A 20051-nucleotide genomic window follows, 5' to 3' on the forward strand; every position below is an offset into this window, starting at 1 on the left:
ATGAAAAGCACTGTACAAAAGAAAACGATTCTAATCGTAGATGATGCAGAACTCAACCGCTGTTTACTGTCAGATATACTCCAGGACGATTACAATATCGTCGAAGCATGTAACGGGAAAGAAGCTATTGAGATTCTAAAGCATAATGATGCATCCATATCCCTGATCCTGCTGGATCTGATCATGCCTGAAATGACCGGGTTCGATGTCCTTGCCCTCATGCAGAAAAACCACTGGCATGAAACAATCCCTGTCGTGATTATTTCTTCTGAAAATTCTGCTGAATATATAGAAAAAAGCTACGAATATGGTGTCGTGGACTACATTAGCAGACCCTTCGACCCAAGTATTGTAACCCAGCGTGTGAAGAATACAATTATCCTGTATTCAAAACAGAAGGAACTGGAGTCGCTGATTAAGGAGCAGGTCATCGAAAAAGAGCGGAATAATGCCCTCATGATCAATATTTTAAGTACGATCGTTGAATTCCGAAACGGTGAATCCGGCCTGCACGTCATCAGGATCCGGATCATCACAGAGATTCTGATGGAGGCACTCAGGAAACGTTATCAGGAATATAGTATGGATGAATCCCATATCGCCCTGATTTCCAATGCAGCTGCCCTGCACGATATCGGTAAAATCGAGATTCCAGAAGAAATCCTTAACAAGCCCGGAAAACTGACATATGAAGAATTCGAGATTATGAAGACGCATTCTGCATGCGGTGCGGAAATGCTTGAAAACTTAAGGTTCGGCAACGATGAAGAACTCGTGAAATATGCACGGCAGATCTGCCGCTGGCACCATGAGCGCTGGGATGGCAACGGCTATCCGGACCATCTCAAAGGAGATGATATCCCTATCGCGGCCCAGATTGTTTCCCTTGCAGATGTGTACGATGCCCTCGTGAGTGAGCGTGTCTATAAGCCGCCTTATACACATGAGCAGGCGATACAGATGATTCTGAACGGTGAATGCGGCATGTTCAACCCAAAGCTTATCGCATGCCTGAAAGAAGTCAGCGGCCATCTGGAGCAGGCAGTTAAGCTCAGGAGCAAGGACCCCGGCCATCTTTTCGATGTTAACCAGCTCTCACGGGAAATTGTTCAGAAAAAAGGTGTCAAGCTGTCCGACCGGACACTTTTCCTGTTAGAACAGGAACGGACAAAATATCAGTTTCTTACCTCCATTACGGATGAAGTATTATTTGAATATGACTTCAGTACAGACACCATAACTTTTTCAGACAGGTGCCGGGACGAATTTAATATTCCGACTATTGTCACCGAATTATTTTCTCACAACAATCTGCGTGGAATCATTAGTGAGGAAGATTTCCAGAAACTCACAGAACTTGTTTATTCAGCAAGTCCTGCATCCCCGACCTTCCACACACAGCTTATCATGACGACATCGGACGGTTCCGAAGAGTGGTATGAAATCGTCGGGCGGACTTTATGGTCCAATGACGATCAGAATGAACAGTTGTACAGCTGTGTAGGCAGAATTGCAAATATACACCGGCAGACAATCGAAGGCAGACGCCTCGAAGAACTGGCACAGAAAGATTCGCTGACGAATCTCTTTAACAGAGATGCTGCCCAAAAAGTTGTCGGCCATATTCTGGAGACCCGAAATCAGGCGCCGGGCTTAATGATTTTATTCGATCTGGATAATTTCAGGGAGCTGAATGAAAATAACGGACATCTGTTCGGGGATCAGATTTTGAAACATGTAGCCAGACTGGCCGAAAATAATATCCGTAAAATGGATATTGCCGCCCGTGTAGGCGGCAACGAATTCATGGTATACCTGCATGAGGTCGTATCTGAAGAATTTATGCTAATGTACTGCCGCATGCTTTCCATTGCCCTAAAGCAGTGTTATCAGGGGACGGAATATACCATCAGTATCGGGGCGGCGGCTTATCCGAAGGACGGTACCTCCTACAGTGAATTATTCACCCACGCAGGGCAGGCCCTTTATGAGTCAAAACACAGCGGGAAAAACTGCTGTACAATATACCGGAATGACGGCACTATGCAGGCCGCTTTTGAGGGAGCTGTGCCAGAATAATCGCCGTAAATACAAGCACACAGCCGAAAATTTCCTTCGGTGACAAAGTTTCATTTATCAGTACCCAGCCGGCAAGCGCCGCAAATACGGATTCCATGCTTAAGATCAGAGAAGCCACCGTGGGGTCCGTATTTTTTTGTGCAATAATCTGCAGCGTATAGGCAACCCCGCAGGAGAGAACCCCCGCATAGAGCAGAGGAAGCCATGCAGCCGCCACTGCCTCAAAAGTCGGTTTCTCACTTATAATCATGGGCACAGCGCACAAAATTCCGGCTACCCAGAACTGAATACAGGAAAGCTTCACACCGTCCACCTTTGGCGAGAAGTAATCAATAATTAAAATATGTAATGAAAAAATGAATGCACAGATCATAACCAGAAAGTCCCCATAAGAAATAAAAAACCCTTCCTTTATACATAAAAAGTACATCCCGATAATGGCCAGTCCCACGCCGATCCATGTCTTAAGCCCGACCTTTTTTCCAAGAAACAGCCCGAGCACAGGCACGATCAGAATATATAACGCCGTAATAAACCCGGCCTTTCCCGCACTGGTATAGACAAGCCCGATCTGCTGAAGGGAGCTTGCAGCTGCAAGGGCAATACCACAGCAAAGGCCGCCGGTTAAGAGTATCTTCTTATCTCCACGCTTCTTCTGGCCTTCCTCTATACTTCGTGAATCCGGCCGGTATGCCGGGTCTTTGGGGTCCTTTCTTCCCATGATCCATATAACAGGCAGGAGTACCAGACCTCCCATCAGACATCTCAGGGAATTAAATGTAAACGGCCCCATATAATCCATTCCAACACTCTGAGCCACAAACGCACTTCCCCAGATCAATGCGGTCAATACTAACAGTGCATCATTTTTTAATTTCGAGTTCATCTCTCATTCCATCCTTTACTCTTATGTAATACAATTTCACGCACTGTCCAGTATAGCACCTCCATCCATGTTTTTCCAGACTCCATCTTTTACATTTTTCCCTGACTGTTCCCGGCCTAATCCAGCCCGGGCAGTATTTCTTCCAGCACTTTCATTGCCTCGTTCAATCTCCGCAGTTCTTCCTCTGTCAGTTTTTCCTCGAGCTTTTGGATAAATCCTGTATTTTTTAGGTAATATTCATCCAGATATTCCACTGCCTGTGGTGTCAGGCATATCCGGACGGATCTGCGGTCTTTCTCGTCATGGACACGTTCCACAAACTGATGATCACACAACTTATCGATCAGCTTCGTCACCTGCTGTTTGGGAACCTTTAACTGCTGTGCAAGTTCTGTCATTGTGGTGCTCTCATACTTTCTGACAGTCTCCAGACAGTAGTAGGTTTCCAGACTCATCTCCTTATTCAGTGACTCCCTGAACGGCCGTACCAGTTTCGAATTCCAAGCCGGAAATACTCTCAGAAGACTCCGGACAAGTTCTTCAGACAATTTCTTCGTTTTCATAAGCTCTCCTTTTGTTACCATTTCGGTATCTTGACAAACATGTGGGGAAGTGTTATGCTTTTTAATTAATAAATAAAATATGACTATCATTGTAGGTTAACTTTTACTGATTATATAATAGAAACCACTAAAATTCAAGCGCGCCTCTATTTAATCCATAGAAAGCCTGATCTTCTTTCAAAATTAATTCAAACAGGAGAGTGAATCATTCATGAGCAAAAAATTCAAAATTCCAGCAGTGATAAAGGATAACTTCCGCTTCAGTACTCTTAGCTTCCTTTTTATCATTGCCTATGTCAATATCTTTCAATTTGTTTTCGGGCCTGAAAACTCCATCGTCGGTGTAATCTTCACGATCATGATGTCCGCCTCAATGGTGCGGGACCTCACTGCCACACCGATTCGGCATTTTATTGTCCAGTCGGCGGTTCTTGTTTGGATGGCAATAGCAGCATGTCTGGTGACTGTTCTCCCTGCTATACCGGGTTTTGCTGTCAATTTTATCACAATAGCACTCATTTTGTATGCATTTACATATGAATATTCCAGTCATTTATATTTTCCGTATATTTTATCCTACCTCTTCCTTGTATTTATCTCACCGGTTGAGTTAAGCCTTCTGCCCATGCGGCTTTACGGCATGCTGACAGGGGCACTGTCTATCATCCTGTATCAGCTCTTTATGGGAAGGAAACGGGTGGCCGAAACTGCAAATGATGTACTAAATGAAATGATCGACGATGTCGGAATGATGATTTCATTCCGGCTGGACCAGTCCGGGGAGCAGCCGGATTTTTCCGAGACCAGACGAAGGCTGTGCCGCCTGAGCCAGACCGTATATGATCGGAGGAAGAAGATACTCTGTGTCTCCGATGCCAGCTTTTCCATGATTGATGCCGGGCGGGGTCTGGAAAACCTGCTCCTTCTCATCAGTGAGATGCCCCAGGAACTTTCTTCCGGGAACAGAACCCTCCTGATCCATACGAAGTCCTGGCTGGATATTTTCCGCGCCTTTCTCAGTTCTGAAAACAAAACCATGCCGGAACTGACTCAGGAAGGGCTGTCTGAATCATCTACTTGTGACACCGCGGATACTGAAGATACAAAAACTGCCCTTACATTTTACCAGACGCTTTCATATACACGTAATAAGCTCCTGCACATGACCGATCCCAAACGAAGAATCCACTACCGCAGGACCGCCCTCTCCCTGAAAACACAGCTTTACGCGGCTTTGGACTACAGCCCGGTACGAGCCGTTTACGCCGTTCGTACCGCACTGCTCCTCTCCTGCGCAACAGCACTTGTCCAGTTCCTTGGACTCCCTCACGGGAAATGGCTTCTGTTTACACTTGCTTCTGTATCCCTGCCTTACGCAGATGATGTTCCGGTAAAAATAAAGAAACGTATCCTCGCAACCTTGATCGGAGGCACCATCTCCGTCATCATATATTCCCTGATCCCCTCCCCTGCGGGACGTACAGCCGCCATGATGCTGTCCGGCTATATTTCCTTCTATTTTTCTGATTATACGGAAACCTTCGCATGTTCCACAATCGGCGCACTGGGCGGGGCTGTATTTATGAGTAGTTTTGGTTTTCAGGCTGTAGGCAGTATGTTCGTAGTCCGTATCTGCTATGTACTGGCCGGGGCCCTTATCGGTTATCTGGCTAACTGCCTGATATTCCCCTACAGCCGGGCCAAGGCGACAAGACAGCTCTGGAAGAGATACATAACCGTCACAGAGCTGCTGACCAAAATATGCCAGTCCGTATCGGCAGATGCACAGCTGTATTATAATCTTGTTATTCAGGCACATCTGCTTGAAGAGAAATTGTCTGCTAATGCATGTCTGGAAAAATGGGAAGGCAGTTCTGAACTGCTGGCGAAATTCCGGAATAAGGTCCGTCAGGCACACAGAGTCCGTATCCCCGAACGTGAAAATGCCCCGGTATCATAACCGGGGCATTTTCATCAAATATCCTTTGCAATATCATATGCCTGCCATACGGCACCCATAAGGTTCCCGACTTTAGCTGGTTTTGACCTCAATCTTCTTATATTTCGTATGTCCGCCTTTCGATACGGATACTCCAATACTGCCAATTAGATAGGGGTGTTCTTCATCCACCGCTGTCAGCGACACTCCATCCTGAACACTAGCTTCTATCCGGTTTCCGCTGACTTTGATGCTTATCACATACTCATTTCCGGGCTCCCATTGATACTCTGCTTCTGTAAGTACACGGTAACCGTTCTCATTTTTCAGAATTGCAAATTTGCCGCCCGGCAGGAACCCTGCCGCATAAGAACGCACTGCCCCCTGAACCCGTACATTCTGCATATGTGTTCCTGTATTAAGAGGAGTGCACGTAAAGGCAGCCGTATAGTCTCTCCAGTCATATCTTCCGGTGTACGCCTCCGCATAGTCCGCACAGGACAGGTGCATCTGACCGCCTTCCAGATATAGCATTCCCTTCAGTCTGGTAAACTGCCTGACTTCGCGGTGGAGCCCCGGCCAGACTTCTTCCTCTTCTTCCTCAAAGAGAATCGTATAGTCTGCCCTGCCCTCCGTGTAGAGGTCATCTATCATCCCTACAAAGCTTCCATCCCAGCTATTTTCTTCTTTTATACAGAAGCAAAAACCAATTTCTGCTATCAGGCCTCCTTCCATCTCCGGGATTTTCCAGCCCATCTCTATCCACTTCCCTTTTTCCGGATTTACACTTTCTCCAAGCAATATCTCTCCGGTATTCTGTTCTTTTGCATAAAGACAGACTTGTGTGTTACATCCATATTCCGGTATAAATACACTTCCATGTATCGTCTGGCCCGGATACACAATTGGTGAAAAACTTGGGTCATAGCGGCTGTCATGAAAATCATCGGGACAATAATATGTTTTCTTATACACATATATATGTTCACCTGTTCCGGCATGGTTCCCGACTATCTTAAGGCTTCTGAAGCCATCAAAAGCTGTCTCATCCGTATTCTCAACGTGAGTGCTGCCGGGTCTCTCTTTCCGTACACGGATCGCATGGGTGGAACCCCGAAATTCAAAATGGCAGCTGTCTATACGCCCATCTGCTATATGTTTCCACGGTTCCGGCATTTCTTCTCCCGCAACGGCATATGCTAATTTTGCTATATATAACGCTCCATAAGGGATATCCTGAATATTCAGAGAGCCAATTACGCTGGAACATGCCAGAAAATCGTTAATCGGTCTTCTCCATTTCTGATAGTTTATTGCTGCCAGGCCGCCCCGTACTCCCATAATTGTAGCAAGGTTTCCCACATTACAATCCGTATCCCAGCCACACATATTGCAAATATTTAACGTATCTGAAAAATCACCTTCTCCATAAAGTAATGCCAGAATAATCACCGCCGCATTCGGGATGATATGGCAGTTTCCGGGATATTTGCTGTATCCCCAATTATCATGTACATATTGGAAACACACTCTCCAGTCACCGGGATGGGCATGGTAAAACCGCTTAACTGCGCGCACCGCCCGTGCATATTCACAGTCTTCCGGGATATAAGACAACCCTTTCTCAATGATTTTCTCTATCTCATTTTCTACAAAAGCATAGCTGATACATACAGCAATGAATATCCCTCCATAGATCCCATTTCCCCCGTGAGTAACACTGGCTGCTTTCTGTGCATATTGGGCTGCCAAATCCGGATTTCCCGGAGTGACAAGCCCCCATGTGTCAATAAAAATCTGTCCTCCGATCTGCTCTGCCATCGTACTCCCATTCTGCGCAATGCTGCCGCTAAGCGGTGCGGGGATTGAATTCCTGAGGTTCAGATATGCAGTGTGTTCTGTGGCCGTCCCATACCCGCCCCACCAGAAGAATCCGTGTTCATAGGGGGCATAGTTAAGCAATGCTTCTGCAACATCCTGTGCCTGAATGGAATATCCGCTGCGGCTGTCTTCCAATGCCCTCAGGAAAAAAAGTGGTCCATTACTGTCATCATCTGCTGCGAAATCCTGATAATCTATCAGATACCCGTCTGGTTCTCCATACAGTTCTCTAATTTTTTCATAAGTCCAGCCTTCAATGGGAGCTCCCAGACGGATACCGATTATCTTCGCCAGCCAGCCGGCATAAATCTGTTCTATGTATTTTTCTTTCATTGTCCATCTCCCCGGCTATAACATTTCTATGCCTGACAATGCTTCCGTATCGGGAACAACAATATCCGCTTTTCCTAAAATAGCTTTGTCGCCGACCCCGATACATTTCATCCCGCCTGCTAATGCCGCATCAATTCCGGCGGCCGCGTCTTCTATTACAATACATTCGCTGCATGGGACACCAAGCAGTTCGGCCGCCTTTATAAATACCTGCGGGTCAGGTTTTGCACGTTCTGCCAGATTCCCGTCAACAATCGCGTCAAATTGGTCCGCAAGTCCTAGTTTTTCTAATATCATCCGCCCACTTTTGCTTGCAGACCCCAGCGCAATCTTATAGCCGGCCCTTTTTTGCCTGCTTATAAATTGAGAGATACCGGGAAGAATCTCTGACTGGTCAATACCTGAAATCATATTCAGATAATAACCATTTTTTCGTTCCGCCAGTTTCTGTTTTTGTACCTCACTCATCCCTGTCAGCCCGCCGACTTCCAGAACAATTTCCAGCGAGCGCATCCTGCTTACGCCCTTCAGCCTCTCATTATGTTCCTCTTCAAATGCAAATCCCAGTTCTTCTGCCAGCTTCCGCCACGCCAGATAATGGTATTTTGCAGTATCTACTACAACACCGTCTAAATCAAAAATGATTGCTTTCATGCACTCTTTCCTTCTTTTCTTTCTATTATAAATACTTGAAGGGAATCTTTCAGTTCATATACTTCTCCTCCAACCGCTACCTTAAGGGGGCTTTCTTTTGGCGGCGGCGTTCTCCCGGTCCCTGTGTCCTTTAAGCAGACCTTCGTATTGCTCAGAGTTAGTTCAATATCCTTCCCCCTCACTTTTATGTGAAAATGTATTTCCTCCCAATGTTCAGGAAGCCGGGGCGTAAGGTGCAGAACTTCCCCTTCATAGTTTACCCCTGCAAATCCAAATACAATGCAGGTCCAGATCCCCCCAAGCGAAGCCGCATGAATTCCGTCTGTCGTATCATTCGGATTCCCGTCCAGATCAATCACCATACATTTCTCAAAAAACTTCCATGCCAGATCCATCGCCCCTATTGCCGCACATGCCTGGGCATGGGCACAGTAGCTTAGGGATGAATCGTGTATGGTCCTCGACTCATAATATAATACATTCTTCCGGACAACTTCCGGAGAAAACATCTGGGGAAACAGATTTAGAAGCATTACCGTGTCAGCCTGTTTGAGCACCTGCATATCTACAATTTCATCTCTCGAATAGTCCTGCAGCACTGCCTGTTTCACTTCTGATTCTTTATACTTTTCGATATCTGTAAGACATTTTTTTGTAAGGAATGTATCATCCTGAGGAATTATCTGCTGTTCATTAGGTTCCGGAAGATAAATCTTCTCTGAGAATTCCTCCCATGATTTTCTCCTTTTCCCTACCTTGAGCCTATGGTAAAGGCCAGGGGTCACTTTTTCTGCCTTTCCTGCCAGCGATGCGGCTAACGATACGCAGTATCTCGCCATATAATTGCTATAAGCATTGTTATCAATATGCTCTGTATATTCATCCGGTCCGATGATATCCCGTATAACATAAGCCTTCCTAACCCCGTCCCATTCTGCTCGTGATACCCAGAAAGACGCTGCCTCAAATATGATTTCATACCCAAACTTTTCCATGAACCTGTCGTCACCGGTCATGCTGTAGTATTGCCAGACAGCATAGACGATATCTGCCGTCACATGGTGCTCTTTTATCCCTGACCAAACTTTATTGGCTTTGCCTGTATAAATATTCAGTGCAGCGTACAAAGGTGTCTCTTCCTTTCCGCTGACCGCCGCCTCCCAGGGGTACATGGCACCTTCATAGCCATAAGCCGCAGCCTTCTCCCTTGCACCATCCAGTCCTTTATACCTGAACTCTAAAAGTTGTCTTGCCGCTTCTGGAAAATTATATAAGAAAAAGGGAAGTACAAAAATCTCAGTATCCCAAAAAACATGTCCTTTGTATCCTTCTCCCGTCAGCCCTTTTGCAGCAATACTGCTTGAAGAACTGCCCCAGGGCATCATACCAATCAAATGATATTGAGCAAATGCGATAGATGCCTCTTCCTCCAGAGTAGCCCCTTTTATCCTGATTGCAGCCTGCTGCCAAAGCTTAGACATCTTCTCTTTATGGGCCGAAATTACCGAAGCATATCCCTTGGAAATACAATCCTTTAGAATCTCTTTCTGTCTGTCCAGCTCTGCCATATCTTCCTGCTTATGGATATAAACATATTTTTCAAACTCCCAGCTTCCGCCTTCCGGTACTGTAACATCGTATGATGCCTCGACACTGCGTCTTTTCAGTGTAAAGACAGGGGTCCCGCTTTCACAAGAACTCTCCGCCAGAATGCTTAATGTATCCTCCGTCAGATATCCTTTCATCTGCATTATTTTCCGGTCATATACCCTGCAGTTAATCTTCTGGAAATGTGAAACACCGCTGTTCGTCTGCTGTCCGTCAATGCCGCTAATCAGCTTTCCACTGGTGCCTGCACCGCGGCAGACAGAGATCCTAATGCTCTGTACAAACAGATGTCTGTTTTCCATAGATGCAAAACGCCGCTCAACGACTTCAATTTCTGTACCTGACTTTAATTCGAAACTGACTGATATCACTAATTCTCCTGTATATATATTGAATTTCCGCTCGTACCCCTTTATCATTGTACGGTCAGGGCATATCTCTTCCCCATCCAAAATCAGTCTGAATTCAGTTACATCAGGACAGTTTACCAGTTCAGTCACTTCGTCCTCGTAGGCACAGTTAAACAAACCAGCAACGAACATCCCCCTTTTCCCATTCAGTGATGGGAGTCCCCCTGCCCCCCTTACACCAAAGTAGCCATTGCACTGTGCAAACACAGATTCTGTTTTCAAGTGGAACCGTGGTTGATATTCCCGCTGCGCGAGCCAGATTCCATCTTCCTTTTTTTCTATATCATAATAAATCATTCCATTATCACCGGCCTTCCGCTGTCTGCTGACTTGTATAGAGCCTCAATCACTTTCTGGACATAGGTCCCCTGTGCGGCTGTCACCAGAAGTTCTTCCTGCCCCAGACAGGCATTTACAAAATTTTTGTCACTGTCCATATGCCAGTCCCTCATTTCCATGAACGGGTATGTACTGTCTGTGAGCTGTCCATCCTTCTCCCCATAAACCTCCAGAGGAAAAAGGCTTGCGCCAAGTTTCTCTCCATACAGCGTAATATTCCTCAAGTCTTTTTCCTTCTGGTTGATGGCGAAAGACGTCTCAATCAAAAGGCTTGTTCCATTCTCAAATCTAAGGAACCCGAATACGCCATCCTCTACCTGAAAGCAGTCCGGGTTCCAGCTCCCCATCAGAGAACAGCCGCCCCTTTTGCCGATCCTGTCACTGGACGTGGCGCATACATAGGTGATTTCCGGGTATTCCAACAGGTATAATGCCGCATCCAGCATATGTGCACCAATATCAATCAATGGCCCGCCGCCCTGCATTTCTTTATTCGTAAAATTTCCCCAGCCGGGAATTCCCCTTCTTCTATGCCACTGCGCTTTCGCATGGTAAATCGTACCGAATTCCCCATTACGCACCTTCTCCTTCATCAATGCCACATGTTCACTGTGACGGAAATGAAAACCATAGGACAGGACCAGATTCCTCTTTCGGGCTTCCTCTTCCATCTGCCAAGCCTCCCGGACCGTTATTGCCGGAGGTTTTTCGCAGAGTACATGGCAGCCGCATTCCAAGGCATCCAGGGTCATCCGGCAGTGGAACTTATTTGGCACACATATCGTAACTGCATCCGGCTTTAATTCTGAAAGCATCTTCTTATGGTCCTGATAAAAATTCTGTATTCCAAACTGCTCTGCAAGTGCTTTTGCGGCATCCAGATTCACATCGCATATACCGACTACTTCTGCCTGATCCATCTCTCTAAAGTTCGGAAGATGGGTCACTTTGGCTATCTGTCCGGCGCCAATGACAGCCATTCTCAATCGTTTCATCTTACAACCTCCTCATATTCCAAAGCCCCGCAGCACGCCACTAAGCATCTAACCTGCCTGCGTTACGGGCTGCGGGGCATTTTCTTTTGCCGTCCCTACAAAAACTGTTTCATGAAATCAACGGACTTCTGATAAACCTCCAGAGGATTCTCACCGCGGATCCGTCCTTCATTCACAACATCGCCTTCATATCCAATATCCTTCAATGTCTGTATATGGCGTTTCCAGTCAATGGAACCTGTACCCGGCTGATACCTGTGGTTTTCAGCAATGTGGACATGCCCGACTGCATCCCGGAACTTCATCAGCGACTCTGAGATATCGTCTTCTTCTATCGCCATGTGATAGAAGTCGGCGGTGATTTTCACCATCTTAAACTGTCCCATCTCTATGATATCCATTGCATCTTGAAGCGTATTGAGCATATGGTCCTGATAGCGGTTGAGTGGTTCCAGATACAGATATATGCCGTTTTCCTCTGCCACAGCATCCAGTTCTTTTAAAGATGCCAGAATTGCTTTCACATCTCCTTCATGGCTTCGCGGTGGTGTCATAGGCGGAAGGCGGAATGTAAACATCCCCCATGCGGCAGGCACTACGACACCCTTTCCGCCTACCTCTTTCAGCGCACGTATGATTTCCTTCAGGTCTTCCACGCCATTTTCTCTGCGCTCCTCAATAAAATCGCCAATCCATCCCCTATATCCGCCACACGCACTCGATACAGGCAGTCCTGACTCTTCAATCGCCTTTTTTACCATATCAACATGATCGGTTAACACTTTTCCGTCAATTTCAAAACATTCAAATCCCATTGCTTTCACAAATTTAAACTTTTCCACTAAATCCTGCGGAAAGAATTCTTTGTCCTGAGTTCCTAAACGCATTTTAATCCCTCCCCATGAAATCGATTCCCAATTTGATACTCTCTTCCGGATGCTGGTCTACATAATTACAAAAACCTTCCGCACACTCTTCGAATGGGACCACCGGATAAATAATATCCTCACAGTCCAGATACCCGTTCATCAGCAGTTCCCAGCACACATCCTCAATGCGGTGCCTGTCCCATCTCGGATATTCCGGATTCGGCTCACTGCACGCACGGGAGAAGATAATCTTCCCGTAATTAAAATGGGCTTCCTGTCCAAGCCACAGTCCTGCCGGAAACGGCTTTGCAAATGCAACATATGCGATAGTCCCATTATAGCCAAGCCCCTTCAAAGAAGACTGCAGCGCATGGACATTCCCGCTTGTTTCAATGATCACATCGGCTCCCATCTTCCCTGTCAGCCTTTTAATCTCCATCCCTGCATCACAGGCAGTGGAATCCAACGTATAATGGGCACCATGTTTCTCAGCAATTTCCCGCCTTTTTGCAATAGGGTCAATTCCGATGACTGTTACAGCACCAATCTTTACTGCAAACTGGAGGGCTATCTGTCCGATTGCACCCAGTCCAATGACTACTACACGGTCTCCCGGGCGTACTCCTCCATCACGGATTCCACTTAAAGCGAACTGTGCCGGATCGTAGCATACTGCATTTTTAGCAGATGCATCTTTGCTCATTTTGCGCAATTTATAGTTGTCTACTGCATTTACAATCTGTGTCTCCTTAATCGGTCCATAAGAACATACCCTGTCTCCGATCTCATATTCCGTAACGTCTGCCCCTTTTTCCGTAATGGTTCCGACAAACATATTTCCAAGAGGAAGGTCTCCAAATTCAATCCCCCTCGGTTCCTCTTCATCCCGTTTGGCAAACACACGCCATTCTTCATCAAATTTTCCATCAATAAAAGGAGTGGTACCCCTGAAATCCGCAAGCTCCGTGCCATGCTTTGGCGCCGCAAATTCCACCTGTACTTTTACTTCATTGCTTAATATTTCCCTGTCTTCATATTCCTTTAACGCTGCTTCCCTCGGTGCAACTGCTACTAATTTTTTCATCTTTATCCAATCCTTCCTTTCCTGTCGTCTATCCTTTTACGCCGCCGTCTGTGCTGCCGCTCTTAATGAGCCGCTGGCTAAATCCATACATAATGATTACAGGTAATGATGTAATCAGTGAAGCCGCCATCATTCTGCCCCATACATAGTCCGGTGTATTAAACAACGAGTTCAGGCCAATCGGAATCGTCATCATATCCGGAGAATCTATGAAAATAGAAGCAAACAGTACATCATTCCATGCAATCATAAATGCATATACAAATACGGAAATCAATCCCGATATGGACAATGGAACAACAATCCTGAAAATAATCCCCATCTTACTTAATCCGTCTACCCTTCCTGCTTCTTCCAGTTCCTTGGGAATCGTATCGAAATAACTTCTTGTCATATAAATCGCCGTGGGCAGTGTTTGTATAATCATACAGATGATGACTGCCTCCCTGCTGTTTTTCAGCCCTACTGCTGACAGCATGCGGAATAACGGTACAATCAGAAGGATTCCGGAGAACATATAGACGAGGAAAAACATCTCGCTGATACCCTTTTTCCCTTTGAACTTCAGTTTGGAAAGTGCATATCCGCCCAGAATACCAAGGAATACTGCAACAACGGAAACAGTCAGGGCAATATAAAGGCTGTTGCCAAAATATTTAATAAATGGAAAGATTTTCGGGTTAAATATGTCTATAAAATGCTGGAATGTCCATGCCTTCGGTATAATCGTCGGGGGAAATGCGATTGCTTCCGATGTCGCCTTCAAAGATACGCTGAGCATGATAATAAAGGGGAAGAGCAGAACCAATACCAGCAGGACAACCCTTACATAAAAAAATACTAATTTCCCTGTTTTTTTATTCATCTTCTTCAACTCTCAGCACCTTCTTTCTAATCAGCATAACCAGACTGAATATCACAACAAACAGTATGATGGAAATTGCTGCCGCCTTTCCAAAGTCATGTGTCGCAAATGCCATGTCATACAGGTAAACGCCAAGTACATCGACCTGTTTCGTCAGCAGGTAAACCTCTGTGTAAATGTAGAATACCCATATGGTACGCAGGCTCACAACCGTAACAAGGGTTGGCTTTATGGCCGGATAAGTAACGGTCATAAATTTCTGCCAGCTATTTGCCCCATCCATATCCGCCGCCTCGTACAGACTCTTGTCGATAGACTGGAGAATTGCAACAAATGACATGTAGGCATACGGGAAAAATTTCCATATAGCAAAGATTGTAACTAATATAAACGCACTGGCCGGCTGGTCAAACCAAAGCGGAACCTCTTTTGCAAGATGCAGGACATCCACAATAATATAGTTGATGATTCCATAAATATTATTGAACATATACCGCCATGCAAAGATAAGACACACTGCCGGTACAACATAAGACAGGATAATAATCGAATTCACCATTTTTTTCCCGACAAAATCCCTGTTCATAAAAACTGCAATCGCCAGACCAAACGCAGTACTGATTACCGTAACCAGAACAGTAAATACCAGGGTGATGAACACGGAGTGATAGAACCCTTTGTCCTGGAATACCGCTATGTAATTACTAAGGCCTACAAACTCAGAGGCCATTTTGGGATTTACCGGCACATCCTGAAAACTGATTAAGATGTTATAAATCATCGGATAGCCAATTAAAAGCGCTAATAAAATCAGGCTGGGAGCCAAAAGTGCATATGCAAACCGCGTATCACTTCCACCCAGTTTTCTGTTCTTCGGCTTCATTCCTTTCCCCTTTCTCTCTTTTAATCGGGACCGGCCGCCTCGCTGGCCGGTCCTTATAGGTTAATGTGCTCTCAGATCCAATAAGCAGCTGCCTTCCTACTTTATCAGGCCTTCCACTGCTGACTGTGCTGTCTCAAGTTCTTTGTCCACATCTGCATTCTGTACAACAACGTTATTAATCAGCTTACTGATAGCGCCAGTGTTGGTGACATCACCCATTTCTGTAAAGTTCTTGCCGCCGACTGTTCCAAAAAGCTGCAGGTTCTCAACTGCTACTGCAATATCATCATTCAGGTTCTCGTATACCTTACGCTCATCCATGTCCGTGAAAGCCGGGTCTTCGCTGACCGCCTTCAATACCGGCTGTATTCCGCCAGGTGCCATATTCAGCCACGTAATGTTATTATCTTTTTCCAACAGGTAGCTTACAAATTTTTTAGCTGCATCTGTCTGTGCCTCATCCATACCTTCTGCAATGCCAAGCACGGTAATTGTTCCATATGCAACCTGTTCCTTCTGGTTCGGCAGAACAAGTGCTAAATCACCTGCAAACCCGGCTTCATTCACTGCACCTAAAATGTAAGTGGAATACATCGCCATCGGCGCATTCTTTCCTACGAAAGCATCTTTTACGTCAGCAACCTCTGTAGATCCCGGCATAGAGTAAGACGCAAGCTCTTTATAATATTCCACTGCCTCTTTCATCTCCGGTGTATTCACGGTAACATTTTTGTCACTGTCAAATACATTGGCCCCGTTTGAAAGCGCAAACTGGGAGAATACCTGCTCTGTAAACGCAGATTCAGATGTCGGCATTGCAATACCATATTTTTTATTAGCCGGGTCATTGAATGCCTTTGCAATTTCAAGAACATCATCCCAGTTCTCAGGAACATCAAATCCTTTTTCCTGCAGCATTGCAGTGTTCACCCAGATTCCCTGTACCCAGCTGCACAGCGGAACACCTACATAGCCGCTTCCGTCTTCTGTCTTCGTTACTTCAAGCGCGCCTTCATAGAATGCATCTTCTCCAACTTCATCCACAACTGCCTGAACAGCATCTAAGCTGGTAAACTGATTCGCAACACTTGTCTTCGCCTGGTCCTGGCTGTATTCAATAATCGCCGGAAGCTCCCCGCTTCCTCCAAGAGCTACGATTTTAGAGTCATAATCATCTTCGTTCACAGGAATAGATTCTACTGTAATCCCCTCATTCTCTGCCTCGAATCCGTCTATCAGTTCCTGTACCACATCCTGTCTCTCCTGCTCTACCTGCTGATGCATGAACTGTATCTTGACAGTGCCTCCCTTATCAGAGCCGCCCTCAGTATCTTTTTCTTTCCCTGCGCATCCTGCTGCAAGAGTAGCTGCCATTGCTGTAATTAACAGCACGCTTAATACTTTCTTTTTCATAATCTTCTTCTCCTTTTCTTAATAAATTGTTTTTTATTTGTGTCAAAGAGTCCTTCCCCTTTGCAACAATCTACTGTTTTTTTATCCAGGCCGCTTCGTATGGCCCAAGTACTATCTTATCTTTTATTTCCTCTCCATTCAGAAGGTTGGTGCCTGAAAGCCCGTCCCGCCCGATGGGCACCGTTTCACCGGATACATTGATGAATGCCTCAATACATTCACCCGACTCTTTCGCAATCCTCCTGACAGCAAGCACCCTGCCGTCAACATTTAGCACTTCCTGCACAGCCTGAGGTGCAAACGCTTCCTCCTTCTTCCGGATATTCAGCCTCCTGATCATTTCTTTGAATATTCTGCTTCTGTTTGTATCTCCATCCAGCTGCTCTTTCAAAAAGCCGTAATCCAGCTGTTCCCGGTTGATACGCCTTGGTATGCCGGAAACTGTCATTCCATAGTAATCATTTCTGGAGCCTAAAAGACTGTGTATATAAATCCCCGGGACACCCTGCATAGACAATAAAATCGTCTCTGCTGCCAGAAATCGCCCTATCCTTGTTTCATCGGAATCTTCCGGACCTGCCAGTGCATCCTGATAGTTGATATTTAATTCATATGGACTTTTTGTCCCATCCCCGTTATCTTTATAGGAAACCCTTCCGCCGTGTTCCAGCGTTGCTTTCACTAGAAATTCTCTTTGTGCATCGTCCAAAATCCCCTCCGTGGGTCTGACTCCAATTCCATCATGAGAACTCAGGAAGTTAAAAAATGTAACATCCTCCCCCGGCAGCTCAAGCCCTGCCATCCATTGACTTAGTATGGAAGCATCCCCTGTCAGAAGAGAGTACATAACAAGTGGAGGCAGCGGAAATTGATACACCAGATCAGCCTCATCTTTTCCGTCCCCAAAATAGCTGATATTATCTTTGTGGGGTACATTTGTTTCTGTAATCAGCTTGGTTCCCGGGGAATATACGCTCAGGACATCCTTCATAAGCTTGATTAATTCATGTGTCTGCGGAAGATGCATACATGTTGTCCCCGCCTCTTTCCACATAAAACCAATCGCATCCAGCCGGATGAACTTTGCCCCCATCCTTCCGTACATTACTAGAAGATCCAGAACCTCCGCCAGAACGTCAGGACTGTTAAAATTCAGGTCAATCTGGTCCTCACTGAACGTTGTCCATACAAACTTTGTTCCTTCTGCCGTCTGAAACTCTGTCAGAAGCGGCAGTGCCCTTGGCCTTGTCACCTTACTGTAGTCGACATCTGGATCGCAGGTAATAAAGTAGTCTGTGTATGGCTGTTCACACTCCAGATATTTTTGGAACCAATCACTGCTTTTAGAAATATGGTTGATTACTGCATCAAACATTAACCCGTATCGCTTCGCCAGCATTCCAATATGCCCCCAGTTTCCCAATGACGGATTAATCTCTTTATAATCCACCACTGAAAAACCATCATCTGATGTGTAAGGATACATAGGCAGAAGATGTACATTGCCTACTGCATCTTTTACATAGGCATCCAGAAATTCACTCAGGACTTCCAATGCCGGGGCATCCCCATTCACGATAGAATCGCCATATGTAATCAGCATCGTATCCGCCTGTGATAACTTTCGTGCCTTTAACCCGGTCTTTTCATATTTTTCCAATTGTTTTTCAATTTTCTGCTTTGCACTGGCAGCCTTTTCCTCTGTACCATATATAAACTTCAGCCGTCTCTCAATTCCTTCCATTGATTTCTCCTGTTCTCTGTATTTTTCCAACGTTTTCCCATTCTAAAGGCTTCCATAAGCATTTATATGACAACGTTGTCAAAGTTTGGTAAAAAAATCTACTTATCAGGTAGATTTTCTTTCTATAATTTTCGTCGGGAACTTGAACCTCTTCTTTTTATTAGAATCTTTCCCATTCTCAATCTCTTCTACAACATAATCCATACAGCACTTTGCAAGGATGTCAAAATCCTGTGCCACTGTAGAAATAGGCGGATAATAGAACTCTCCCAGAGGAATGTTATCAATCCCAAGAACCGCCACATCTCCCGGAATCTCCAGTCCTTTTTCGTAGATTCCGCGATAAACGCCCAATGCACGTTCGTCACCAGATACAAAGAACGCCTCTATATCATAAGTTTCCAACACTTCTTTCGACTTATGGTAAGCCTTCTCCACCGTGTCAAGTCCGTCAAATATGTGATATTCGGCATCCATGCTTTGCATGATTCTTTCAAACCCTTCGATACGCAGCTGTGTGGACAAAAACTTCTTTTCACCTATAAACAGTGCGATCTTGCGGTATCCCTGCTCAATCAGGTACTTCCCGCCGTTATAGCCTACATCGAAATTATCCAGGCTGACTGATGGAACATCCTGATTCTCTGATTCTCCGAAAAGTACATATGGTATATTATGCTTCTCAAAGTATTCAACCCTGGGGTCATTTAGAATGTTCTCCAAAAGTATTGCACCGTCAGCCAGTCCACTGGAGATGAGATAAAATCCGTCTGTCTCATCCTCCTCAAATCGTTCACTGTTAGACGGTGAGAGGACAACCTTCATATTCTTCTGCTTTGCATACTGGAACAAATATTTTAATATAATGTTATGCCATATGCTGAGATGTTCTTCATGATGTCGGTCTGCAAAGACTACGATGATGTTGGTCCTGTTCCCCTTAAGTCCTTTAGCCAGCATATTAACCTGATATCCTGTCTTTTTCATGGCAGCATAAACTTTTTCTTTTGTCTCTTCACTGACATGAGGGTTATTATTCATCACTCTGGAAACTGTTTTGATCGAAACCCCGCTTGCCTCAGCTACATCAATAATTGTTGCCTTTTTCATAGTCTTTTTCACTTCCTTTGTCCTACGTTGTCATTATATATAATCCCTCTGTAAAAATCAAGCATTTCCGGCAATAACAATTAATTTTGTAAAATGCAGACAAGAATGAACTGCGTTTTTTAGACATAATTCACAAAGATAGATTACTCGTAAAAATTTTTATCAGAAGCTGTAAAATCAATCTGGACGGGGTACAGCTTTTGGATTATGATTTCCTATTAAATGAGGACAGTCTGGATAACGAAATGTTCACTACAGCTGCCGCCCGCATTGACGTTATGTCAAATAGTATTGTATAATAAAGAAAAGTGTATGATTTATCCGTCCCCTGACCGGGCCGGTATGTATATAACATAGAAGTCCAGCTAATAAATGTCAATAGTTAAATGAAAAAAT

At 45.2% G+C, this 20051-nt stretch carries 15 protein-coding genes; 2 read left to right on the forward strand and 13 right to left on the reverse strand.

Annotated features, from left to right (window positions below; translation table 11 throughout):
* Positions 1-2079, forward strand: a complete 2079-nt coding sequence (locus DWX43_RS15875) for a diguanylate cyclase (protein ID WP_118620972.1) — start codon at positions 1-3, stop codon at positions 2077-2079.
* Here DWX43_RS15875 and DWX43_RS15880 read toward each other — a convergent pair.
* Positions 2042-2965 (reverse strand): DMT family transporter, encoded by a 924-nt coding sequence (locus tag DWX43_RS15880; RefSeq protein ID WP_109729964.1) that lies wholly within the window; start codon positions 2963-2965, stop codon positions 2042-2044. The two genes, DWX43_RS15875 and DWX43_RS15880, sit on opposite strands and share 38 nt — an antisense overlap.
* Before the next feature lie 116 nt (positions 2966-3081).
* Complete coding sequence (locus DWX43_RS15885) at positions 3082-3528, reverse strand: MarR family transcriptional regulator (RefSeq protein ID WP_109729963.1); 447 nt, start codon at positions 3526-3528, stop codon at positions 3082-3084.
* Positions 3529-3739: 211 nt separating this feature from the next.
* Between DWX43_RS15885 and DWX43_RS15890 the strand changes: the two genes are divergently transcribed.
* Entirely contained in the window at positions 3740-5488 is a 1749-nt protein-coding gene (locus tag DWX43_RS15890) for an FUSC family protein (protein WP_118620973.1), read from the forward strand.
* Between the two features lie 72 nt (positions 5489-5560).
* Here the strand turns inward: DWX43_RS15890 and DWX43_RS15895 are convergent, their stop codons facing one another.
* From DWX43_RS15895 to DWX43_RS15945, 11 genes are all read right to left on the reverse strand, one after another.
* Positions 5561-7681, reverse strand: coding sequence for an ADP-ribosylglycohydrolase family protein (locus tag DWX43_RS15895; protein WP_118620974.1), 2121 nt, complete (start codon positions 7679-7681; stop codon positions 5561-5563).
* 15 nt (positions 7682-7696) lie between these two features.
* Positions 7697-8335, reverse strand: a complete 639-nt coding sequence (gene pgmB / locus DWX43_RS15900) for a beta-phosphoglucomutase (protein ID WP_118620975.1) — start codon at positions 8333-8335, stop codon at positions 7697-7699.
* Positions 8332-10650, reverse strand: coding sequence for a glycosyl hydrolase family 65 protein (locus tag DWX43_RS15905; protein ID WP_118620976.1), 2319 nt, complete (start codon positions 10648-10650; stop codon positions 8332-8334). The genes pgmB and DWX43_RS15905 overlap by 4 nt, the downstream gene beginning before the upstream one ends.
* Positions 10647-11687, reverse strand: coding sequence for a Gfo/Idh/MocA family oxidoreductase (locus tag DWX43_RS15910; RefSeq protein WP_109729950.1), 1041 nt, complete (start codon positions 11685-11687; stop codon positions 10647-10649). The genes DWX43_RS15905 and DWX43_RS15910 overlap by 4 nt, the downstream gene beginning before the upstream one ends.
* Before the next feature lie 95 nt (positions 11688-11782).
* On the reverse strand, positions 11783-12574 hold the full coding sequence (locus tag DWX43_RS15915; RefSeq protein WP_118620977.1) for a sugar phosphate isomerase/epimerase: 792 nt from the start codon (positions 12572-12574) through the stop codon (positions 11783-11785).
* A 1-nt stretch (position 12575) separates the two neighbouring features.
* Entirely contained in the window at positions 12576-13640 is a 1065-nt protein-coding gene (locus tag DWX43_RS15920; RefSeq protein WP_109729948.1) for a zinc-binding alcohol dehydrogenase, read from the reverse strand.
* Between the two features lie 28 nt (positions 13641-13668).
* A complete protein-coding gene (locus DWX43_RS15925) occupies positions 13669-14505 on the reverse strand; it encodes a carbohydrate ABC transporter permease (protein ID WP_181368577.1) in 837 nt (278 codons plus the stop codon).
* Entirely contained in the window at positions 14498-15388 is an 891-nt protein-coding gene (locus tag DWX43_RS15930) for a sugar ABC transporter permease (protein ID WP_109729946.1), read from the reverse strand. The genes DWX43_RS15925 and DWX43_RS15930 overlap by 8 nt, the downstream gene beginning before the upstream one ends.
* 96 nt (positions 15389-15484) lie before the next feature.
* Positions 15485-16801, reverse strand: coding sequence for an extracellular solute-binding protein (locus DWX43_RS15935; RefSeq protein WP_109729945.1), 1317 nt, complete (start codon positions 16799-16801; stop codon positions 15485-15487).
* Between the two features lie 70 nt (positions 16802-16871).
* Positions 16872-18545 (reverse strand): sugar phosphorylase, encoded by a 1674-nt coding sequence (locus tag DWX43_RS15940; RefSeq protein ID WP_118620978.1) that lies wholly within the window; start codon positions 18543-18545, stop codon positions 16872-16874.
* A 105-nt stretch (positions 18546-18650) separates the two neighbouring features.
* Entirely contained in the window at positions 18651-19655 is a 1005-nt protein-coding gene (locus DWX43_RS15945; RefSeq protein WP_109729943.1) for a LacI family DNA-binding transcriptional regulator, read from the reverse strand.
* Positions 19656-20051 lie beyond the last annotated feature (396 nt).

The sequence above is a fragment of the Clostridium sp. AF19-22AC genome, from assembly GCF_003479085.1.
Classification (GTDB): Bacteria; Bacillota; Clostridia; order Lachnospirales; family Lachnospiraceae; genus Faecalicatena_A; species Faecalicatena_A orotica.